The 23586-nt window shown below is 71.7% G+C and carries 11 protein-coding genes; 6 read left to right on the forward strand and 5 right to left on the reverse strand.

Annotation, left to right across the window (positions count from 1 at the left end):
• Positions 1-115: 115 nt before the first annotated feature.
• The 4 genes from ccrA (at position 116) to G3I56_RS16010 (ending at position 4258) form a co-directional block, all read left to right on the forward strand.
• A complete protein-coding gene (gene ccrA, locus G3I56_RS15995) occupies positions 116-1462 on the forward strand; it encodes a crotonyl-CoA carboxylase/reductase (RefSeq protein WP_164409632.1) in 1347 nt (448 codons plus the stop codon).
• 62 nt (positions 1463-1524) lie between these two features.
• A complete protein-coding gene (locus G3I56_RS16000; RefSeq protein ID WP_164409633.1) occupies positions 1525-2523 on the forward strand; it encodes a ketoacyl-ACP synthase III in 999 nt (332 codons plus the stop codon).
• Complete coding sequence (locus G3I56_RS16005) at positions 2520-3410, forward strand: 3-hydroxybutyryl-CoA dehydrogenase (protein ID WP_164409634.1); 891 nt, start codon at positions 2520-2522, stop codon at positions 3408-3410. Before G3I56_RS16000 ends, G3I56_RS16005 begins: the two co-directional genes overlap by 4 nt.
• Positions 3411-3472: 62 nt before the next feature.
• A complete protein-coding gene (locus tag G3I56_RS16010) occupies positions 3473-4258 on the forward strand; it encodes an alpha/beta fold hydrolase (protein ID WP_164409635.1) in 786 nt (261 codons plus the stop codon).
• Between the two features lie 127 nt (positions 4259-4385).
• Here G3I56_RS16010 and G3I56_RS16015 read toward each other — a convergent pair whose 3' ends face one another.
• Positions 4386-5225, reverse strand: a complete 840-nt coding sequence (locus G3I56_RS16015; protein WP_343239958.1) for an AfsR/SARP family transcriptional regulator — start codon at positions 5223-5225, stop codon at positions 4386-4388.
• 191 nt (positions 5226-5416) lie between these two features.
• Positions 5417-5878 (reverse strand): hypothetical protein, encoded by a 462-nt coding sequence (locus G3I56_RS16020; protein ID WP_164409460.1) that lies wholly within the window; start codon positions 5876-5878, stop codon positions 5417-5419.
• Positions 5879-6336: 458 nt separating this feature from the next.
• On the opposite strand from G3I56_RS16020, the gene G3I56_RS16030 reads away from it, so the two are divergent.
• Both G3I56_RS16030 and G3I56_RS16035 read left to right on the forward strand, forming a co-directional pair.
• Positions 6337-7011: a hypothetical protein gene (locus G3I56_RS16030; protein ID WP_164409637.1), complete on the forward strand. Its 675-nt coding sequence runs from the start codon at positions 6337-6339 to the stop codon at positions 7009-7011.
• Between the two features lie 1982 nt (positions 7012-8993).
• A complete protein-coding gene (locus tag G3I56_RS16035) occupies positions 8994-9605 on the forward strand; it encodes a response regulator transcription factor (RefSeq protein ID WP_164409638.1) in 612 nt (203 codons plus the stop codon).
• On the opposite strand, the gene G3I56_RS16040 is transcribed toward G3I56_RS16035, so the two are convergent.
• The 3 genes from G3I56_RS16040 to G3I56_RS16050 all read right to left on the reverse strand — a co-directional run bounded on the left by G3I56_RS16040 (position 9606) and on the right by G3I56_RS16050 (position 23398).
• Positions 9606-10385, reverse strand: a complete 780-nt coding sequence (locus tag G3I56_RS16040) for an SDR family oxidoreductase (protein WP_164409639.1) — start codon at positions 10383-10385, stop codon at positions 9606-9608.
• A gap of 265 nt (positions 10386-10650) precedes the next feature.
• The gene (locus G3I56_RS16045; RefSeq protein ID WP_164409640.1) at positions 10651-14535 is read right to left on the reverse strand and encodes a type I polyketide synthase; all 3885 of its coding nucleotides are present in this window, start codon (positions 14533-14535) and stop codon (positions 10651-10653) included.
• Complete coding sequence (locus G3I56_RS16050; RefSeq protein WP_343239959.1) at positions 14528-23398, reverse strand: SDR family oxidoreductase; 8871 nt, start codon at positions 23396-23398, stop codon at positions 14528-14530. Before G3I56_RS16050 ends, G3I56_RS16045 begins: the two co-directional genes overlap by 8 nt.
• Positions 23399-23586 lie beyond the last annotated feature (188 nt).

Here is a 23586-nt window from a genome sequence, read left to right on the forward strand (position 1 = left end):
GGATATCCGCCGAAGTACGACCCGCCGGTGGTGTGATCCGGTCCGTGCCTGGCCGAAACGCGCAAGGCCAAAGCCGTGGGAAAGAAGCTGTTCTGAGTGGCATCGGAGGAATTCCATGTTTTCCCTGACCGAGGCAGTACTGGCCGGTGCGGACCCGGAAGAACTGCGACGGGAGAAGGTTCCGGACGAATACCTTGCCGCCCACCTTCGCAAGGAAGACGTGGCCATCTTCACGGGGGTCGAGGACAAGGACGTTCGGAAGTCGCTCCACGTGGGCATGGTGCCCATGCCGGAACTGGCCCCGGATGAGGTGCTGGTGGCCGTGATGGCCAGTTCGGTCAACTACAACAGCGTCTGGTCGGCCATGTTCGAGCCGATACCGACCTTCAGCTTTTTGGAGCGCTACGGCAGGGAGGGCGGCCACGCCGCCCGCCACGACCAGCCCCACCACGTCATCGGGTCCGATGCCGCCGGCGTCATCGTCCGCGTGGGCTCCGGCACCCGCAGGTGGCGGGTGGGCGACCACGTCGTGGTCAGCCCCATGCAGGTCGACGACCAGGAGCCGCTGACCCACGCCGACGGTGTGCTCGGCAGCGGACAGCGCGCCTGGGGCTTCGAGACCAACTTCGGCGGACTGGCGCACTACACGGTGGTCCGGGCGAGCCAGCTCCTGCCCAAGCCGGCCCATCTGACGTGGGAGGAGGCGGCCGTCAACCTGCTGACCGCCGGGACCGCCTACCGCATGCTGATCAGCGAGCGGGGGGCCCGGATCAAGCTCGGCGACATCGTCCTGATCTGGGGAGCGGCCGGCGGCCTCGGCGCCTACGCCGTCCAACTGGTCAAGAACGCGGGCGGCATCCCGGTCGGCGTGGTCGGCTCGGAGGAGAAGGCGGAGCTGGTGCGGTCCCTCGGCTGCGACGTGGTGGTCAACCGCGCGGAGATCGGCATGGGCGGCGACAACACGTCCGAGGACCCGATCACCCTGGGCAAACGTCTGGGCGGCATCATCCGCAAGGCGACCGGCGAAGACCCCCACGTGGCCTTCGACTTCGTCGGCAGGGCGACCTTCGGGATCTCGGTGTTCGTGGTCCGCCGCGGCGGCACGGTTGTCACCTGCGGATCGAGCACCGGCTACCAGCACCAGTACGACAACCGCTATCTGTGGATGAACCTGAAGCGCATCGTGGGCAGCCACGCCGCGAACCTGCAGGAGATGGCCGAGTGCAACCGGCTGTTCGGCCTCGGGAAACTGGTTCCGGTGCTGTCCGACGTCTTTCCGCTGGAGGACGTCGGTGAGGCGATACGCCTGGTGCAGCAGAACCGGCACGTCGGAAAGGTCGGGGTGCTCTGCCTGGCCCCTCGCGAGGGACTGGGTGTCACCGATCCCGAACTGCGGGCGCGGATCGGGGAGAAGCGGCTCAACCTGCTGCGGAGTCCCGCTCGGAATTCCGCCCTCGCCTGAAGTACTGCCCGACCTGGAACCGGCATGAATCCGGAATCCCGCCCGAAGGAGACATCACCCCCATGACCTCCCAGTCCATAGGAATCCTGAGCACGGGTTCGTATTTCCCGAAGCAGGAGGTGAGTAACGCCGAGGTCGCCGAACGCGTCGGAGTGGAAACCGGATGGATCGAGCGCAAGACACAGATCAGGAGCCGGCGCTACGCGGCACCTGACGAGGCGACGTCCGATCTGGCCGCCCGCGCGGCCGCCGAGGCACTGGATCGCGCCGGTGTGTCGGCCGAGGACGTGGACCATCTGATCGTCTCCACCTCGACGGGGGACTCGCCGCAGCCCCCCACCGCCTGCCTGGTGCAGGACCTCCTGGGTGCCGACCGTGCCGCCTGCTTCGACATCAACGTGGTGTGCAGCGGCTTCGTCTACGCCCTCGCGCTCGCCCGTGCCCTGGTCGCCCAGCGACCGGAGAGCCTTGTCCTCGTGGTCGCCGCCGACCTGTACTCCCGGTGTCTGGACTTCTCCGACCGCCGCACGGCGGTGCTGCTCGGCGACGCTGCCGGGGCCGCGCTCGTCGGCCGGACGCGGGACGGGTTCGGGTTCGTCGACTTCGAACTCACCAGCCGCGGTGATGCCCAGCGGCTCATCCGGGTGGACGCGGGCGGCAGCCGGCTCCCGGCGTCCGCCGAGACCGTCGCCCGCGGTGACCACTTCTTCCGCATGGACGGGCGGGGCGTGCGGGACTTCGTGATGGAGAACTTTCCGCCCTTCGCCCAGAGCCTGGCCGACAGGACGGGCATCCCGCTCAGCGAGGTGCGGCACTTCGTTCCGCACCAGCCCAACGGCGTGCTGCTCTCCCAACTCGTCGAAGCCGGGGGCCTGGCCCACGCGCACACCCACCGCACACTGGAGCGATACGGGAACACCGGCAGCGCCTCGGTCGCGGTCACCCTGGACGACGCCAACCGTGCGGGACACCTGCGCCCGGGCGACCTCGTCATGCTGGGCAGCTTCGGCGGGGGCATGTCGATGGCGGCCGCCTATCTGCGCTGGGGTGCCGCCGCATGACGCCGACGGCACCCCACGAGGAAGCGGTCGGCCAGGTGGAGCGGGTCGGCATCGTCGGCTGCGGGCTGATGGGCTCGGGCATCGCCGAACTGTCGGCGCTGGCCGGGTACGACGTACGGGTGGCGGTCTCCTCGCAGGACTCGCTCACCGTCGGGCGCGGCCGCATCCTCGCCTCCCTCGACCGGGCTGTGCGCGCGGAGCGGATCGGTGCGGCCGAGCGAGAGGCCGCGCTGGGCCGGATCTCCTTCACCACCGACCTCATCGGCCTGGCGGACCGTCAACTGGTGATCGAGAGCATCGCCGAGGACAAAGCCGCCAAGGTCGAACTGTTCGCCCTGCTCGACAAGACGCTGGAGGATCCGGAGGCGATCCTGGCCTCCAACACCTCCTCCCTGTCCATCACGGCCATGGCGAGCGCGACCGACCGGCCCGGTCAGGTCCTGGGTCTGCACTTCTTCAGCCCGACGCAGCTCATCCCGCTCGTCGAGGTCATCTCCTCCCTGCACACAGAGGAGTCGGTCCTGTCCCGGGCCGAGGCGTTCGTGACCGTGGGCCTCGGCAAACAGGCCATCCGGTCGGCGGACCGTACCGGTTTCGTGGTGAACGGGCTGCTGGTGCCGTATCTGCTGACCGCCATGCGGATGGTCGAGTCGGGCTTCGCCTCCGCCGAGACCATCGACCGCGGCATGACCCTGGGCTGCTCCCACCCCGTGGGCCCGCTCAAGCTCGCCGACCTGATCGGCCTGGACGTCCTGCACTCGGTGGCCGAGGCCCTCTACGACGAGTTCAAGGAGACGCTCTATGCCCCGCCGCCGCTGCTGACGCGCATGGTCGAAGGCGGCCTCCTGGGCAAGAAGACGCGGCGCGGATTCTACCGCTACGGGTGACCCGGCCCCACTGACGAGCGATGGGCACGGGCTTCTCCGTGCCGCCGGAAGGAAGACGATCCATGACGCAGGTCTCCTCCCCTGAGACTTGGCTCACCCTCTACTGCCTGCCGCACGCCGGCGGCAGCGCACGGCCGTACGGCCGCCTGGAGGGCGCGGTGCCACGGGGAGTGCGGGTGGTCCCGCTGGAACTGCCCGGCCACGGGAGACGGCTGCGCGAGCGCCCGCTGCGGGACATCGGGCAGGTTGTGGTCGAGGTGATCCGTCTGATGGGGGAGGACCGGGAGGGCAGGCAGGACCAGGGGCAGCCCTTCGCCCTGTTCGGCCACAGTTTCGGCGCACTCGTCGGCTACGAGACCGCGCGGCGTCTGCGGCAGTTGGGCACACCGCCCGAACTGTTGCTCGTCTCCGCGCGCAACAGCCCCGCATGGCCGCTGTCCCACGAGCCGCTCCACCTGCTTCCGGATCCGTCGTTCACGGCCGGGCTGAGCCGGATGGGCGGCATTCCGCAGGCCCTGCTCGCGGAGCCGGCGGTGCTGCATGTGTACCTGCCGTCGCTCCGCGCCGACCTGCGGATGGTCGAGACCTACGCACACACGCACAGCGAGCCGCTGGACGTGCCGGTGGCCGCCTTCGCGGGACTCCGGGACCGGCTGACCGATCCGGCGGGCATGAGGGCCTGGGCCGAGCAGACCTCACACCCCTTCGACCTGACGCTGTTGCGCGCAGGCCACTTCTTCCTCGACGAACCGGAGTTCGGCACGGCGCTGTCGGCCCGGCTCGGCCGCATCGGCCCACCGGCCGTCGGGAGGGCAACCGAGCCGGGCCGGCGCTCCGCTCCGCACTGACGCAGGCGGGCGGTCGGCGACTGTCCGCCTGACGGGGCGTCAACATCGTGCCGGTTCAGGGGACACAGGGACACGGGGACGCTCGCGCAGGACGTGGCGAGCGGATGTCCCCGGTGGGCGCGCGGCCTCAGGCGGCGGTCGGGCGGCCGCTCAGTCGGGCTGCGGTGGGGCTGTGGGATGTGGCGAAGCCGCGCTGGTCGGGGATCTCCTCGCCGGACAGCACCGCCTGGTGCAGCCGCTTCAGCCGTTCCGAGGGTTCCAGGCCCAGTTCCTTCACCAGGGCCGAGCGCAACCGCTGGTAGACCTCCAGGGCCCGCCATGAGCTGCCGGACCGGTACAGAGCCGTCATGAGCTGTGCGCAGAACGTCTCGTGCAGGGGGTACCGGGCGGCCAACACGAAGAGTTCCGGGACCAGTTCGCCAGGACGGCCCAGTTGGAGGTCCGCGGCGATCCGCTGCTCCAGGACGGCCATCCGCCTCTCCTCCAGGCGGACGACGTCCAGCTCCAGCACACGGCCCACCTTCACATCCACCAGTGCGGGCCCGAGCCAGAGTCCGAGCGCCTGGCCGAGGAGCCTGGAAGCCGTGCGGTCGTCACCCGCCGCGAGGGCTCTGCCTCCCAAGTCGGCCAGCTGCTCGAATTCTTGTGCGTCCGACCGCCCGGGCCGTGCCCGCAGGAGATACCCGCCGTGCCGTGTCACCAGCACGTCCTTCGCGTCCACCGCGTCGCACTCCAGGGCAGCGGAGAGCTTGCGGCGCAACTGCAGGATGTAGGTCTGCAGTGTCGTGGCGGCGCTGCGGGGCAGTTCCTCGCCCCAGATCTCCTCCATCAGGGTCGGCACGGTGACGACGTGATCGGCCTGCAGTGCCAGGAGCGTCAGAACCTGGCGGGGTTTGGTGGCGCTGGGGGCGAATGACGACTGTCGGTAGGTGGCGGTGAACGGCCCGAGAACCGTGATGCCCATCATCTGCGTCCTCTGCTGTCTTACGGGAAGGTGCCACGAAGACTTGCAGGATCGGGCCGTGGGGCCCAGTGCCACAATCATGAGTCCGTCGTGAATATGTCATGTCATGGCTCAAGCGGCCTCGGGGACACGGCCCCGGCGTAGTTCCAGCTTGAGCCCGTCTGCTGGTGTTCCTGCCACCTCGTGGGCTTGAGTCAATGCCGTTGCTTGAGCTGCTGAAGTATCGCGGGCGCAAGGGTGATGACCTTCTCGGGAACTCGTCGTGTGCCTCGCCTGGTCTGGTCTTGCTTGCGCACGATGTACTGCGACACCGGATGGCGGGTGTAGCGGTCCGCTGCGCGTGGCCGCCGTAGCCTGTTGTCGGGCTCGCGCACGACTTTCGTGGCCATCCGCTTCATGCACTGCCGCAGACGGCGGGTCGATTGGCCCGCCTGGAGAACGACGCCGCGTCGTGTGTGCTTGAGGACCTTGACGAACGAGATCCGGTCGGGGTCCAGGCCCTCGCCGTCGGCCAGCCGCACAATGATCCGGTTGAGACAGTGATGGACGGTCAGGTGGGCCCAGATCTCTCCTTGGACCCCATGGGTGTGGAGTCCGTGCTGGTCAGGAGGTTGCGGCAGATCCCTGACCAGCGAGCGAAGCGGGGGCGGCGGCACCCCTTGACGGTGGTTCTGGTGCTGGCCGTATGCACAACGCTGGTGGTCGGCAGTGACTCGATCACGGCGATCCGGCAGTGGGCGGCACTCTCCCCGCAGAACAAGCTCGCCACGATCGACGCCCGGCGTGACCCGTTGACCGGCCGGCGCCTGGCCCCAGCGAGCGCACCTCCCGGCGCGTCCTCGGCGATCTCGACGCCGACACCCCCGACGCGGCGACCTGCGGATTCATCGCGGCCACCGCGACCGGACACGCCCCGCCACCAGCCATCCCCCGCACGCCGGGGCCGGCTGAACGCGAGCAGCGCGCCGCGCCGCCGCCCGTGCGGTGACGCGTCCGGCCCCGACCGGACTGCTGCCCGAGGCCGCACTCGACGGCAAGGCCTGACCGGCGCCCGCACCGAGAACGGACGGATCTTCCTGGTCGGCGCGGTCGACCACGTCCCGAGTTATGGTCCTTGGGCCGGCACACCCAGGTCCCCGACAAGCGCGGCGAGGGCGAGCCCGCCCGCACCCCGCTCACCCAACTCGGCCTGCTCGGACGGGTGTTCACCCTGAACGCCCTGCACACCACGAAGAAGACCGCCCGCCGGATCATCGAAGACCTCCACACCCACTACGTCCTGATCTTCAAGGGCAACCAGCCGCTGGCCCGTTTTGCCGCCCAGACCCTGCTGACCGGCCCCGACGTCGAATGGACCGAGACCACCGCCGTCGCACACGGCCGAGGGCACAGACGCGTGGAGCGCCGCACCATCCGCACCGCCCCCGTTGATGACTCCCTCTTCCCGCCGCCCAGGTCTTCAGGCCCGCCGCGACAGTGGCGACCTGGACGGCGACTGGACGAGCAAGGAAATCGTCCATGGCGTCACCAATCTGCCCGCCGGCCTTGCAGGCCCCACCCACCTCAACCATTACGAGAAATCGCACTGGACCCCAAGATCGACTTGGTGCGGGACGTCACCTTCCACGAGGACAACTCCCAGCTCAGTACCGGAACCGCACCCCGAGCGATGGCCACCTTCCGCAACCTCGCCATCAGCACCACCCGTCCCGCCGGACGCGCCAGCATCGCCCACGCCCGCCGCGACCTCCTCAACCACCACGACGCCTTCGCCGTCTACGGCATCTGATCGACCATCACCAAACCGGACAGAGAGGAACTACGCCGAGGCCGTGGTCCCGGGGATGCGTTGTGTCCACCCGGGCGAGTCCTGGTCACCTGTTGGACATCCTGCCCATGAGGGCATGATCCGTTCACAACGGGAACTGGACTATTAACTTTCAAGATCTTGCACGAAGGCTTCAATGCCCTCCATCATGGCTCCATGAGCATCCTCCCCGCCCGATGCCCCATTGCTGTTATGTCGGAATTACCCCCGTGCGGTAGGTATCGGAATCGGGGGTCTTTATTCATCACTTACCCGGGGGTGCCGCAGTCGGGTCGTCGGGGCGCATGTGCCATCGGTGACACGCGCCACTTTCAGGTCCGCCGGGCGGTTGCCGCCGGAACCCGTGGGGAATGGATCTCGCGTAACGAGCGGAATACCGGGGCGCATCCTCGGCTTTCGCCTCCGTGTCTTTGTTCTGCCCTGATTATTTCATCTCCTCGTGAAAATCCACACGCCGTCGGCCGTCCTCGACGTGGCCGTCCCCGGGCGATCGGAAATGGCGATCGTGTGGCATGAACGCCATATTCAGGGAGGCGGGCGGCGGCCGTCCTGATGTCCGGTCAGTCTCAAAGGCGGGAACTCCCGCATTGCGCGGCACGTTTGAGCCATGGCCGCTGCCGTACCGCGAAGGCCGGGGCTCGTGAGGAGACAAAATCGTGGGTGCTGCCCGGGGTAAGGGAACGCACATCGGCGCCTTGCGTAAGACGTTCCCCAAAGTACTCGGGGAGCGGTGGCCGGACGGACTGGGCCCTCTGCCGGACCATGACATCCCCACCTACCGGCTGACCCGGATCATCACGGTCGTTCCGCTCGCGTGGATTGCCTCGCGGTGCCTGCTCGACGCGCTGGCCGAGGAGCCCCGACCCGGGTCCGTCATCGTCGCCCTCTTCGTGCTCTTCCCGTTCGTGTTCGCCGCTCAGACGGCCGTCGTCACGGTGGGGGCACGGTGCCGGACGAACGGTCTTTTTCCGGCGATCCTCGCTGCGCAGGCCGCGCTGACCTGTCTGCCCATCCTCTGGTACGGCACATCCTGGGCCCGTATGACGGGGCCGCCGGTCGCTTCGGTCCTGCTGGTCGACATGCGCGGGGTCTGGCTCCCCTGGTCTCTGGTCGCCGCCGGCGCTCAGGGCATCGCCTGGGTGGAGGTGCCGTTCCTCACGGCTGTCTCGTACGCCGTCTCCACGGTGCTGGCGGGATGGATGATCCTGGGATCGGGCAGACTCTCCAGTCCCGTGGTCGAGGTGCATGCCGAGCGGAGCGAACTGGCCGGGGCGGCGGTGACGCGGGAGCGGCTGGGCTTCTCACGGGACCTCCATGACCTGCTGAGGGGGCAGTCTCTGCGCCGTCGTCCTGAAGGGGGAACCGGCCCATCGGCTGGTTGCGGCGCAGGCGTTGCGTGCCCGGCAGGAGATCGGGGCGATGCCGGACATCTCGCGCCAGGCTCTCACCGGCCTGCGTCTGGTCGTCAAGGGCTACCGGTCCCGCCTGCCGTTCGCGGCCGAGCAGGAGTCGGTGCGGTCGGTCCTGGCCACGGCCGGCGTGGAAGTGACCGTGGTGGCCGACCGCGACCGGCTGGACCCGGCGCCCGGCGCCGTCCTCGCCATCGTGCTGAGGGAGGGAACCACCGACATCCTCAAGCACAGCCAGGCCAGGAAGTGTCAACTGACACCGACCGTGTCCAGCGGCACCGCGCGGCTTGTCATGGTGAACGACGCCGTTGGCCGCCGGACTGCCCGGCGGCCACGGACTGGCCAATCCCGGCGCCCGCCTGGCGGAGTTCGACGGCCGGAAGCAGGCGGGAGTCGGCGAGGATGGCCGCTTCCATCTCGTAGTGGAGGCACCACTGCCGCCCTCGGACGTCAGGCGGCCGCTGTCCAGGCAACGGGGGTCAGGGAAAGTGCACCGGCGTGGGGCCGGAGCGCGCGGAACAAAGGTAAACGATCATGCGCACCAGAATCCTGCTTGCCGAGGATCTTTATATGGTCCGCGGAGCGCTGGCCGCTCTGTTGGAGCTGGAAGCGGATCTGACCGTCGTGGCCTCGGTGAGCCGGGGGGACGACATCGTACCGACTGCTCTCGAAACCAGGCCCGATGTCGCGGTGCTCGACATCGATCTCCCCGGCACGGACGGGCTCACCGCGGCGACGGAACTCCATCAGAAGCTCCCGAGCTGCCGCACCCTGATCCTTACCTCCTTCAGCGGCCCGGGCCTGCTGCGACGGGCGCTGGCCGCGCAAGTACGGGGGTACCTCCTCAAGGACGCCCCGCCGAGCCAGCTCGCCAAGTCGGTGCGCGCGGTCGCCGCCGGTCAACGCGCCATCGACCCCGAACTGCTGCTGGACGCCTGGAACTGCCAGGAGAATCCCCTCTCGGCCCGGGAGACGGAGGTCCTGCGGCACGCCGCCCGAGGCGCCGACGTCGGCGACATAGCGAACAGCCTGTGCCTGTCGAAAGGAACCGTGCAGAACTACCTGACCTCCGTCGTCACCAAGCTCAGCGCACGCAACCGCATCGACGCCGTTCGCATCGCCTACGACCAGGGCTGGTTGCTCTGATCAGATTCCCAGCAGCAGGCCACCGCTCGCGTCCAGGCACTGGCCCGTCACCCAACGGGCGTCGTCGCTCGACAGGAAGGCGACCACGTCCGCGATGTCCTCGGGTTTGCCCAGGCGGTTGAACACGGAGAGGGACTCGTAGCGGGCGCGCACCTCGGGCTGCTTCAAGGTCGGGTTGATCCCCGTTTCCGTGATACCGGGGGAGACCGCGTTCACGGTGATCCCCCGAGGGCCGAGTTCTTTGGCCAGAGTGCGGGTGAGTACGTCCATCGCCCCCTTCGACATCGAGTAGGCGATGACCCAGGAGAAGGCGACGCGGGTGACCACCGAGGAGATGTTGACGATCCGGCCGCCGTCCCTCATCCGGCCGAGAGCCTGCTGTACGACGAAGAAGGGGGCCTTGGTGTTGACCGCGAAGACCCGGTCGTACTCGGCTTCGGTCACCTTCGAGATCTCCACGGGGAGCGTGATGCCCGCGTTGTTGACCAGGATGTCCAGCCCGTCCCCGGAGCCGTGTCCTGCCAGGCCCTTGTCGAAGGCCGTCCAGAGTGTGGCGGCGTCCCCCGGCACGCCGAGTTCCGCGTGGACGGCGAAGGCCCGCCCGCCCGCCGAGGTGATCTGCTCGACTGTCTCCTTGGCGGCCACCGCGTCGTGGCCGTAGTGCACCGCAACCAGCGCGCCCTCAGCCGCCAGCCGCATCGAGACGGCTTTGCCGATACCCCGGCTGCCGCCCGTCACCAGCGCCGTCCTGCCCGAAAGCCTACCCACTGTGGTCCCCATTCTCCGGCGTCCGCTGGCAGCACCCGGCGGCACGTGATCGGTACTCAGATGTCGAAGGCCAGCGCTGTCCCGTCCGACTCCGGACGCGTCGCGCGGCAGGCCAGGTGTGTCCGGCCGTCAGTTCCTCAACGTGGTTTCACTGAATGAGGAGTGCCGGCGCGGCTTTCGCAATCCCAAGCCCCGCGCGACAACGGCGTGAGCAACGCCACAACCGCCGGGGATTGCCTGTGCCCTGCCGCCGACGTTCGACGTCCCGGACGTCCCGTCAGTTCTCGGCTGCTCGCAGGGCGGATGCCACGGCCTCGCCGATCCGGGCGATCGGTTCCGGTTCGGTCATCTCGTAGTGGCCACAGGGCACTTGGTGGTCGTCGACCAAGCCGTCGACATACGCGCGCCACTCCTCGGCCTTGTCGGGGGCGTCCGACGGATCGTCCGAGCCGCCGGTATCGGCCGCACCGCCGACGGCGCTGAAGAACAGGACGTCGCCGTGGAACACGTCGAGGGTGAACTCGGGCGCGACGCGGAGATTGTTGCGCATGACACGGGCGATGTCGGCCGCCTCCTCGGCCGTCACCTCCGCGCCCGGTGTCGGGCCGGAGGAGTCGAGCAGCCGCAGCAGGGCGCCGACGTCGGCCGGCGCACCGTCCGGCAGGTGGACGCCGGTCAGCCTGGAGATCAGGGCCGCCACCTGCCGCTCGCCCACCTCCGGGGACGGGGGGTGAAGGTGCAGCAGCGGGGAATCCAGCATGGCCAGCAGCTCCACCCGCTCGCCCTCGCCCTGCAACGCGGTGGCCATGGCGTGGGCCACCATCCCGCCGTAGGACCAGCCGAGGAGCCGGTAGGGGCCCTCCGGCTGGATCTCGCGCAGCAGCCCCAGGTAGAACCCGACCATGTCCTTCGCGTCGGTGGCGGGCGGTGCGACACCGTCCAGCCCGCGCGCCTGGATGGCGTAGACCGGCTGCTGTTCCCCGAGGTGGGCGAGCAGCCCGGCATACCGCCAGCCGATGCCGCCTCCGGGGGGCAGGCAGAACAGCGGACGCCGATCGCCCGCGGTGCGCAGGGGGAGAACCGGGGCGAAGGCGTCCCGGCCGCCGCCGCGGCGGCCCGCGCGGTCCAGCAGCCCCGCGACGGTCGGGGAGGCCAGCACCGCCGAGCCCGGCACGTCGAGCACTCCCGACTTGCGCAGCCGGCCGGCCAGGATCACCCCGCGCATGGAGTCGCCGCCCAGGTCGAAGAAGTTGTCGTGGACGCCGATCGGCTCCACCCCCAGGACCTCTTGCCACTGCTCGGTGACCACACTTTCGAGGTCGCCGCGGGGGGCGACGTACGCGGTCTGCAGATACGGCCGGGGAGCCAGGGAGCGGGCCGTCGGCCCGCCCGTCGAGGCGGCTGCGGTCTCCGTCTCCGGAGCGTCCGCGGCGTGCTGCGGGGCGCCGTCGGCCGCGAGGCGGGCGGAGACCCGCGGCGGGTCGATCCAGTGGCTGCGGTGGTCGAAGGCGTAGCCGGGCAGCGGGGCCCCCGGCCCGTGGTCCCGGGCCCCGCTCAGCGGCGCGAGGTCGGCCGGCACTCCGGCCGTCCACAACCGGGCGAGCGCCTCGGTGAACACCTGGACGTCGGACCGCGCGGACTTGGCGTGCCGCATGGTGAGGACGGTGGTCGGCCCCGCCTCCGGCAGACACGCCCGGGTCAGCTTCGACAGCGTGTCTCCGGGGCCGACCTCCACCATCAGCGGCTCGCCGCGTCGCCACAGGGCCGCGACACCGTCGGCGAAGCGCACGGTCTCGCGGAGCTGGTCGACCCAGTGCTGGACGCTGGTCGCCTGTTCGTCGGTGATCCAGGTGCCGGTGGTGTCGGTGACGTAGGGGATCCGGGGCGGCCGCAGTGTGACGCCGCGCACGGCGTCGGCGAAGTCGCCGAGAATCGGGTCGAGCATGTGCGAGTGGGCCGCGAGGGACAGCGTCAGCCGACGGTGCGGGATCTCCTCGGCCGCCAGTCGCCGTTCCAGCGCGGCCACCGCCTCCTCGTCGCCCGCGACCGTGCAGGCGTCCGGTCCGTTCACCACGCTGAGCGAGAGGCCGCCGGTCAGCCGGCGGCGCAGCTCCGCCTCGCCCAGGGCCACGCTGACGGTGGCGCCACCGGCCGCGACCATCAGCCGCGCGCGCTCCGCCACCAGCGGCAGCATGTCCTCCAGATCCATGACCCCGGCGAGACAGGCCGCCGGGTACTCGCCGACGGAGTGGCCGATCATGGCGTCCGGACGGGCCCCGCGCTCCATCAGCACGGTGGCCAGGGCGTACTCGGTGACGACCACCGACAGCAGCCCCAGCACCCCGGGGTCGGTGGTGCCGGAGCCGAACAGCGTGTCCCGCAGGTCCCGGCCCAGCACGGGCCGCAGGATTCCGGCACAGTGGTCGACGACGTCGCGGTACGGGGCGCAGCCGCGGTACAGCTCCGCGCCCATGCCGGTGTACTGGGCGCCGCCGCCGGGCAGCAGGAACGCCAGGCGCGGGGGCCGGTCCGCGCCCTGCGGGGGAGAGTCGGACAGCGGACGGCGCAGCAGCTCGACGGCGTCCTGGCCGCTCCCGGCGACGACCGCGGCCCGGTGGGGCATCGCGGGGCGGCGGGTCCGCAGGGTGTGGGACACCTCGGCCAGGTCCGGGCCGGGGTGGTCCGCCAGGTGCCGGGCGAGACCGTCGCACTGACCGCGCAGCGCCCCGGGGGTCCGGGCGGACAGCGGCAGCACCTGCCACCGTGTGCCGGGGCCGTTGTCCTGAGACACGGGCCGCTCCCGCTCCGGTGTCGCCGGCGCTATCGGCGCTTCTTCCAGGATGACGTGCGCGTTCGTACCGCCGATACCGAAGGCGCTGACGCCGGCGCGGCGCGGACCGCTCCCCGGCTGCCACTGCTCCGGGCCGGACGGCACCCGGAACGGGCTCCCGGCCAGGTCGATCAGCGGGTTCGGGCGGTCGAAGTGCGCGACCGGCGGGATCAGCCGGTGCTCCAGGACCAGCACGGTCTTGATGAATCCCGCCAGACCGGCCGCGGCCCCGAGGTGGCCGATGTTGGGCTTGACCGACCCGAGGGCGCAGTACTGCCTGCGGTCGGTGGTCTCCCGGAACACCCGGGTCAGCGCCTCCACCTCGATGGGGTCGCCGAGGTTCGTGCCCGTGCCGTGGGCCTCCAGGTAACCGATGGAGTCCGCGTCGACGCCGGCCAGCGTCTGGGCCAGGAGAATCGCCTCGGACTGCCCCTCGGTGCTGGGCGCGCTGAAACCCACCTTCCGACGGCCGTCGTTGTTGACCGCCGAGCCCTTGACCACGGCTCGGATCCGGTCCCCGTCCGCCAGGGCGTCCCCCAGACGCTTGAGGACCACCACGCCCACCCCGTCGCCCGGCACGGTGCCCGCGGCTTCCGCGTCGAAGGCCCGGCAGCTGCCGTCCGGGGAGAAAACGCCGCCCGGGACGTAGCGGTAGCCGAGCTTGGCCGAGGGGTTGACCGAGACCGCCCCGGCCAACGCGATGTCGCAGGCGAAGTTCAGCAGCTCCTGGCAGGCGGTGTGGATCGCCACAAGACCGGTGGAGCACGCCGTCTGGAGGGACAGGCTCGGGCCCGTCAGCCCGAGTTCGTACGAGATCCTGGTGGCCAGGGTGCCGAGCGAGTTGGCGGCGGTGGTGTGGACCAGCTCCACCGAGCCGGGCTGGCCGGCGAACCTCGGGTACACATGGGACGCGTAGTAACGGCTGTCCCCGGCGCCCGCGTAGACACCGATCGTCCGCCCCTCCCGGTCGGCCGCGTACCCCGCGGCCTCCAGTGCGTGGTAGGCGCACTCGAGCAGCAGCCGCTGCTGCGGGTCCACGATGGCGGCCTCGGCGGGGCTGTAGCCGAAGAAGGCCGCGTCGAACAGGTCGATCCCCTCGATGACCGAGGCTCTGCGCACCAGGGAGGGGTCCGCCAGGTCCGCCGGGTCCCCGCCGGCGGCGAGGAACTCCTCCTCGCCGACCGGGCGCACCGACTCCTTGCCGGCGGCGACGTTCTCCCAGAACTCCTCCACCGTGTCGGCTCCGGGGAAGCGCCCCGCGAGGCCGATGACGGCGATGTCGTTGTCCGAGAACCCGTTGTGCCCGTTCTCGTTCTCCGGCGTGTCAGTCATCGCCGTCATTCCCCTTGTTCTGCTTGTTCTGCCGAATGGGCCTGTTCCGTGCGGCGCGTTGCCGCTGCGCCTGCTGCCGGGCGCGTGCCAGGGCCCCGACCGGCGCGGCTGTCCCGCTGTCGGCCGCTACGCCCGCTGGGGCGGGTGGGCCGTCCGCGGTCGCGGGGACCGGCACCCGGTCGGCGAGGTGGCGGGCCAGCGCCTCGACCGTGGGATGACTGAACAGGTCCACGACGGTGAGGTCGCAGCCCAGTTCCCGATTGACCTCGGTCATCGCACGGACCAGCAGCAGGGACGTGCCCCCGAGGTCGAAGAAGCTGTCGTCGACACCCACCTGGTCACGGTCGAGGACCCGGCACCAGATGTCGCACAGGGTGTCCTCCAGCGCCCGACGCCGGTCGGTGTCCGGGTCGGCGGGCCGGACGGAGGAACCGCCGGGTGACGCACCGGTGGAAGCCGTCCCGGCCGCCCGCAGGACCCACCCGTCGGCCGCCCCCGACAGCCGGGCGCTGTCCTCGGCGGCCCGGTGGAGCGCCCCGATGTCGGTGCCGTCACGCAGCGTCACGCGGGCCGCCAGCCGGTGCACCGGGCGCGCCGGACCCTGGAGGTGGCCGCGCACCCAGGGGGCGCCGCGATCGACGCCGATCAGGATGTGCGGGTCGTCCAGGCTCCGGGCGAGGTCGAAGGAGCGCAGACCGGCGGTGTGCTCCAGGACCCGGTAGCCGCGCGCCTCGGTCAGAGCCCGCAGCCCGTAGCCCCGGCTCATGCCGATGTCGTCCCACATGCTCCAGGACAGGCTGTGGGCGGCCATCCCGCCCCGGCGGTGCTGGTACACGGCCAGGGCGTCGAGGAAGGCGTTGGCGGCGGAGTACGCGCCGGTCATGGAGCCGCCGAAGAAGCCGTTGACCGACGAGAAGGACAGGAACGACGACGCCGAGCACTCCTCGGCCAGCCGGTGCAGCACCCAGCCGCCGGTGACCTTCGCGTCGAGCGCGGCACGCCACGCTTCCAGGTCGTACTCGGCGACGGGCCGTTGGTCGAACGCGCCCGCGAGGTGCACCACCCCTGCCAGGGGGGCCGACCACGCGGCGGCGGCCTTGTCCACCACGGCGCGCACCTGCGCGGGATCGGTGATGTCGGCGCACTCGTAGCGCACCTCGCCGCGCTCGCGCAGCCTGCGGTACGCCTCGATCCGGCGGGCCGTCTCACCGTCCCGCGCGGCCGGGTCGTCCCAGGTGTGCTCGGGCGGGAGTTCCGTGCGGCCGACCAGCAACAGCCGGGTACCCGGTGCCTTCAGTAGATGCTCGGCGACCAGGGCGGCCACTCCGCCGAGTCCGCCGCTCACCAGGAGGAAGCCGTCGGCCACGGCCGGCCGTTTGCGGGGCAGCGGGTCGGGCAGCTGCGCCAGGCGGCGCACCCAGCGCTGTCCGTCCCGGTAGGCCACCTCGGCGTCGGTCACCGGGCCGCCGGCCTCGGTGAGGATCAGCCGGGCGGCATCCGCTCGGCCGGCTTCTCCGTGGTCGGCGACCGGGAGGTCCAGGCGGCAGGCCGTCAGCCAGGGCAGCTCCTCCCGCAGACTCCTCAACAGGCCGCCCGCGGCGGCGTGGAGGCCGGAGGGACGGTCCTCGGGCAGCACGTCCTGGGTTCCGCCGGTCACCAGGTGGAGGCTGACGGAGTGGTCCGGGTTGCCGCTCGACGACAGGGCCTTGGCCAGGCACACCAGGCTGTCGACGCCGTCCCGCTGGGCCTCCCGCAGGTCCTTCACGCGCTCGGGGTCGCCGCCGGCGGTCAGCGACCCCAGGTGGATCACCGTGTCCACCGGGCGGCCGTCCGCGGCCAGGCCCGCGAACAGCGCCTCGTAGTCCTCGGGTTGGTCGACGCGGACGTGGTAGCGGGCCATGCCGACGCGGCGGAACTCGTCGGCAGCGGTGACGACCGTGCACAGGGCACCGCCTCGCCACAGCTCCCCGGCCACCGCCTCGGCGACGCGGGCGCCCAACGCGTCCCGCCCGGCGAGCACCAGAGTGTGCCGCGCGGGGGACGCCGTACGGTGCGGGCGCTGCGCGCGCTGCCACACCGGGCGTAGGAACCAGTCCGGTACGGTCGCCGCGGTGCCCAGCAGCACCTCGGTGCGCCGTACGTCCTCGTCGAACTCGCCCGCCTCGAAACGTGTGCGCAGCTGTGTCCGCTGGATCTTGCCGATCTCGGTCTTCGGTATGGTTCCCGGCTCCACCGGCACCAGATGCGCGGGGGTGATGCCGATCTCCCGGGTCACCTTGCCGCGTACCGTGCGCAGCGCGTCGGCCAGGTCGGTGCCGGGGAGCACATGGAGGAACAGGGCCAGTTCGTCGGTGTCCGCCGCCGGGTCCGGCCGCACCGCGCACGCGGCCGTGAACGACCGCTCCACGAACGGCAGTTCCTCCACGCAGGCCTCGATCTCGTGGCTGTAGTGGTTGACGCCGTTGATGATGATGACGTCCTTGGCCCGGCCGGTGATGTAGAGCTCGCCGGAGCGCAGGAAGGCCAGGTCACCGGTGTCGAACCAGCCGTCGTCGGTGAACGACTCGGCGTTCTTGGCCGGGTTGTCGTGGTATCCGGAGGTCACCGATGTGCCGCGGACCTGGAAGTGCCCGACCGTGCCTTCCGGCACGACCCGGCCCTGGTCGTCCACGACCCTCATGGCGAACCCGGGGTAGGGCAGCCCGCAGCTGACGAAGGTGTCCTCGCCCACCGCCGGTTCGGCCGGCAGCACGGCGTCCGTCACCACCGAGCAGGTCTCGGACATCCCCCAGCCGGGGTGCACGACCGTCGGCGGCAGCCCGAACGGTGCGAGCACCTGGAGGAAACGGCGGACGGTGGCGGCCACCACGACCTCTCCGCAGTTCATCACCATGCGCATCGGCGACAGGTCCCACCGGCGGTCGCCCATCCGGTCCGCGTGCTCGACGGGCAGACCGAAGGCGAAGTTGGGGGCCCAGGTGACAGTGACCCGGTGACGATCCGCCAGGTCCATCCAGCGCAGCGGGTCCTGGAGCACCCAGGACGTGGGCGCGTGGACCTGCCGGCAGCCCAGGAACACGTCCCGGAGGTGGAACATCACGACGCCGGTGACATGGTCGAGCGGGATCCAGTTCAGCGACACGTCGTCTTCCGTCAGGCCGTTGACCTGAGCGGTGGCCGCGGACCGGGTGAGGACGTTGCGGTGGTTCAGCTCGACCGCCTTGGGCAGGCCGGTGCTGCCGGAGGTGAGCAGCATGAGGATCAGGTCACTGGGCTGCGCCGGATGCCACTCGGTGTCGGCGGGTCCGGAGCGGAGCACGTCCACCGTGGTCAGCCGCGACTCCGGCCAGGCACGCCGCTCTGCGAGAGCGCGCAGCCCGTCCTCGTGCCCGCCCGAGGTGACGATCCACGGGCGGCCCAGCATCCGCCAGACGCCTTCCAGCTTGTTCACAGCCGCGGAGTTCTCCTCGTAGGAGGCTGGGACGGTCAGCGGTACGGTGACGAACCCGCCGAGTATGCAGCCCCAAAGGACCGCCAGGAAGTCCTCGGTGTCGTCGCACTGGAGGATCACCTGGTCGCCGGGGCGCAGTCCCAGCCCGCGCAGCCCGCCCAGGACCCGGGACGCCTCCTCGGCGAGGCTCGCATAACTGCGGCGCACGGTGCTGCCGTCGGCCCGCACGTGCACCACCTCGGCGTGCGGTCCGCCGGCCGCCGCCCGGCGCAGGGCCTCCGCCCAGGTCCGCACGGTCGGCTCGGCCAGCGTGGGCCCCTCGCTGACCGAGAAAACCGCCTCCCGCGCGGTGGAACCGAACGCGATCGTCTCGGACCCCTCGGCCGCCGCGCCGGGGCGTTCGGACGGGCCGGAGGCGGCCGGCCCCGCGTGCAGCCGGCCCAGGGGCTCCGTGTCCTCCTCCAGTTCGACGGTGACCGCGTCCACACCGGGCACCTCCGCCAGTGCCCGCTGCCACCGCTCCGCCTGTTCCGTGCCGATCCTCGGCAGCTGCGCCGACGTGGCGGCGTCGAGGGCCCCGTCGGCGGTGCGGGGCAGGTCGGATACGGCCACGACCCGCGGTGCCCGCCCGTCCGGGGCCGTACGCCGCAGTGCCCGCTCCGCCTGCCCGGCCGCGTTCGCCCGGGTGGGTACGGCCAGGACGGTCGGCGGGCCGGCGTCGCCGTCCTGCGGCGGCAGCACCAGGCACTCCCGGATACCGCCCACCGCGAGCACCGACCGTTCCAGCGCCTGCGCGTCGAACGGTTGGTCCGCCGCCGTGGCCCGCGACGGCAGCGGGCCGGGGTCGGGCAGCCCGCTGATCCGCAGGTCCGGGTCCGCGGCCACGGCGGCGAGCGTCTCGTGCAGACCGTCGGCCAGCCGGCGCACCGTGGCCTCGTCGAAGAGGTCGGTGCTGTACTCGACATGACACGTCAGCCCGTCGGGTGCCGCATCGGCGCCTCGGCGCTCGGTGAACTCGACGAACAGGTCGAACTTCGCGGTGCCGGTGGCCGTGGGATGCAGGGGGGCCTCGTTGCCGCCGAGCCGGACGACCGCCTCCGTGTTGTTCTGCAGGGCCAGCATCACCTGGAACAGCGGATGCCGGGCGGCCGCGCGGGCCGGGTTCAGCTCCTCCACCAGCCGGTCGAACGGCAGGTCCTGGTGGTCGTAGGCGGCCAGGTCGAAGGTCTGCACCCGGGCCAGCAGTTCGCGGAACGCGGGGTCCCCCGAGGTGTCGGTGCGGGTGACGAGGGTGTTGGTGACGACGCCGATCAGGTCGTCCAGGGCCTCGTCGGAGCGTCCCGCGACCGGAGTGCCGACGGGGATGTCGCCACCGGCGCCGCAGCGGGTGAGCAGGGTGGCGAGGGCGCTCTGCAGGACCATGAACAGGCTGGCCCCGCCGGCGTCGGCCAGCCGCAGCAGGGCGCGGTGAAGGTCGGAGTCGATGCCGATGGTCAGGCCCCGGCCGCGGCGGCTGGGCACGGCCGGACGGCTCCGGTCGGCCGGCAGTGGGATCTCCTCCGGCAGCCCGGCCAGGGCCTCCTTCCAGAACGCGAGCTGCCGGCCCATCGGGGCGGCGGGATCGCGGAGCCCGTCGAGCAGCCGCTCCTGCCACAGCGTGTAGTCGGCGTACTGGACCATGGGCGCCGCCCAGTCCGGCGCCCGGCCCCGCAGGCGGGCGGCGTACGCCGCCGAGAGGTCCTTGGCGAACGGCACCAGCGACCACCCGTCGGCCGCGCTGTGGTGCAGGAGGAGGACCAGCGCGCGGGTCCCGTTCTGTGGGCCGTACAGCCCAGCCCACAGGGGGATGTCCCGCGTCAGGTCGAACGGGCGGCGCAGCGCGGCCGCGACATACGCCTCCACCTCCTGGGCGGGGCAGTCCACCACCTCCAGGTCCGGGCGCACGGTTCCGGGCGCGCGGATGTCCTGGTACGGGGTGCCGTCGGCCTGCGGCAGGAGGGTGCGCAGGCTCTCGTGCCGGTCGACGACGTCCGACAGGGCCGCCCGCAGGGCTTCGTCGGCGACAGGTCGCTCCAGCCGCACGACCAGCGGCATGTTGTAGGTCGCGGCCGTGGTGTCGAGCTGGTTGAGGAACCACATCCCCTGCTGGGCGGAGGACAACGCGATCCGGTCCCCCCGCTCGGCGGGTACGAGCGCGGGCCGCGCGGGGGCCGCCGTGGCGGTCGGGACCGACAGCCGCGCGGCGATCCGGCCGGGGGTCGGCTCGGTGAAGAGCGTCCGCAGGGACACCTCGGCGCCGGTGACGGCCCGCAGCTTGGTCCGCAGCCTTGTGGCGAGCAGGGACTGCCCGCCGAGGTCGAAGAAGTCGTCGTCCGGACCGACCGCGCCCGCGGGCAACCCCAACAGTTCCTCGAAGAGGCGGCAGACCTGGGCCTCGGCCCCGGTGGCTGCGGCGCTGCCCGGGGCCTCGGCGTCGGCGGCGGCCAGCGCCTTCCGGTCCGGTGTGCCGTCGGCGGTCAGCGGAAGGGTGTCCACCAGCACACAGGCGCCGGGAACCATGTGCTCCGGCAGCACCTGGGCCAGATGCGCGAGCAGTTCCGCGCGGGTCGGGCGGCGCCCCGGTCCGGGCACGGCGTGGGCGACGAGGGCCCGGCTGCCGGTGTCGTGCCCGTCCCGGGCGACCACGGTGGCCTGCGCGACGGCCGGATGGCGCAGGAGGGCGGTTTCTATCTCACCGGGCTCGACGCGGAACCCCCCGGTCCGCACCTGCTCGTCGGTCCGGCCGACGTACTCCAGGATGCCGTCGGCGCACCGGCGGACGAGGTCGCCGGTGCGGTACAGCCGCTCGCCAGGCCGCCCGAAGGGATCGGCGACGAACCGCTCGTCGCCCGGCTCGGTGGTGCGGGCCAGGCGGGACCCGGCCACGTACAGTTCGCCCACCCAGCCGGGCGGCACCGGCCGCCGGCAGTGGTCGAGCACGTAGAGCCGTACGTCCGGCAGCGGGGTGCCCAGGACGCGGCGCCCCTGCCCGATCAGATCGCGGTTCACCCGCTGGAAGGCGACCGGACCAGTGGTCTCGGCGTCGCCGTACAAGGTGACCAGGATTGGGGCCTCGTCCCCGTACCGCTCGATCCAGGGGCTCAGGTCGGCGGGCGGCGCCTCGCCCGCGATGACGAGGTGACGCAGCGCGAGCCGGGGCGTGCCCGGCCCGGAGCCGGGCGCGGCTTCCTGGTCGGCCCGGACCAGTGCGGGCAGGGCGGAGGACGACTGGTTGAGGACGGTGACGCGCTCGCGGCGCAGCAGGTCCAGCAGTTCCTCGGGCGACCGGGCGGTGTCGTGGTCCACGACGACGAGTCGGCCGCCGTGCAGCAGCGCCCCCCAGACCTCCCAGACGCCGACATGGGAGGCGCACGAGTGGAACAGCGCCCACGAGTCGTCAGGACCGGAGGGCACGTGCGCGGCGGCCGCCTCGAAGAGTCCGGTGAGGTCGCCGTGCGGGACGAGCACACCCTTCGTGCTTCCCGTGGCGTCCGGATCGGCCGTCGGGGTGGGGAAGACATAGGCCACGGTGTCCGGTGTGAGCGGCGCACCGCGGTCGGTGTCCGAGAGGTTCGCGGCGGAGTGTGCGGCCAACTCGCCGTCGGTGGCGGGGTCACCCAGCACGACGGCGGGGATGTCCGTGCCGGACAGCGCGCCGGCCGCACTCACGTCGGTCAACACCAGTGCGGGCGCGGCGCCGGACGCCTGCGCGCGCAGGCGTCCGGCGGGGTGCGCCGGGTCCAGCGGAAGGCAGACGGCGCCGGACTTCAGCACCGCCAGCTGCCCCGTGACCAGCTCCGCGGAGCGGGGCAGCGCCACGGCCACGGTCCGGCCGGGGCCCGCCCCGCGCGCGACCAGCAGCCGGGCCAGTCGGTTGGCTCGGGCGTTGAGTTCCGCGTAGCTCAGGGCGTCGCCGTCGTGGGTGACGGCCGTGGCCTCGGGAGCTTCGGCGGCCCGGGCCTCGAAGCGCGCGGGCACGGTGGCGTCCGCCGTGGCGGGCACCGGCTCGGGGGACGCGTACGCCGGGTCCTCACCCGGCAGCAGCAGGTTCGCTCCGGCGACCGTGAGCCCCGGTTCGGCGTCGGCCAGCTGGTCCAGAAGTGTCAGGAACCGTTCCAGGTGACCGGCGAGCACGTCCTCGGTGTAGAGCGCCGGGTTGGCGTCGAAGGCGAAGCCCAGGCCGGTGCCGTCGACGCCCGGCCGCACGGTGATCAGCAGGTCGTCGACCGCGCCGCCCGACAGGTGGTGCGGCGTCGCGGGGTGGCCGTCGAACCGCAGCCGGTGGGAGAAGGGGACCAGATTGACGAGTGGGCCGAACAGCCGCCGGTCACCGCCGAGGAGCTTCACATCCCGGCGGAGATCCTCACCGCGGTACTGCTGGTGCCTGCGGACGGCACGCAGTTCGGCGGTCGCCGCCGCGATCAGCTCGCCCGCGGCGGTGTCCGGTCGCACCGACAACCGCAGCGGAAGGTTGTTCGACACCGTGCCCGGGGTCCGCAGGGCGGCGGAACCGAGCCGACTCATGGTGGTCACGCCGAGGATCACGTCCTCGCATGCCGTCACCCGGTGCGTGTACATGGCGACGGCCGCGAGCAGCAGTTCGGCCCTGCTCGCGCCCACCGCGGACGCGGCGGCCGAGAGCCGTTCGGCGGCGGACGCGGACAGGGCCGCCGTACGGCGCAGAAAGGCGGGCGACGGCGGCGCGGTGCCCTCGGCGAGGGTGACGGCCCCGGAATGGCCCGCGAAGCGCTCGGTCCAGTAGGCGCGGTCACGCTCGTACCGGTCCGAGGCCCGGTAGGCGGCTTCCTCGTCCAGGAGTGTCCGGACGGGGGCGAAGGCCGTGCCGGGCACCTCCTGCCGGGACGCGAGCGCGCTGTAGATCTCGGCGGTCCTGCGGAAGACGAGCAGATAGCCGTAACCGTCCAGGAGGATGTGATGGGCCCTCATGTACCACAGGTAGCGGTCGTCGGCGGCCTTGAAGAGGGCATGGGTGAACAGCGGGCCCTCGCTCACCGGCACGGCGGTGGCGCGGTCGGCGCGCATCCATTCCTCGGCCGCCGCCGTGGGATCCTGCGCGGCACTCACGTCCCGCATGTGCAGAACCCAGTCGGCGGTGGGCGCCGGCGTGCAGCGCGGTCCCTCGGCCGTGTCGACGAAGAGCAGCCCGAACGCCTCCGCCTCGGCGACGGTGCGGCGCAGCGCCGTCTCGAACAGGTCCGTGTCGACCGGTCCGTGGATCTCCAGGTACTCACCCGTGTTGTAGGCCGGGCTCCGCGGGTCGAGCTGCTGCGCGTACCAGAAGCCTCCCTGTGCTCCGGTCAGGCCCAGCAGCGCGTGGTCCTTCGCGGCCCGCGGCGCGGGGGCTGAGGTCACGGTCGGCTCGGGAGCGTTCCGCGGCGGCGATGCGGAAGCGTTGGATCCGTCTGCGTCTTGGAGCACGGTTATCATCCTCGTCAGACAAATGGACAACGGCCTGCGTGGTGTCGCACGCCGTGGAGCGATGGCACGGGGGGCCCTGGCCGACTCGGGCAGGACGGTGCCGCGAACCGATGCCGGCCGGG

Origin of the sequence: Streptomyces sp. SID12488 (genome assembly GCF_010548275.1) — a bacterium.
GTDB lineage: Bacteria > Actinomycetota > Actinomycetes > Streptomycetales > Streptomycetaceae > Streptomyces.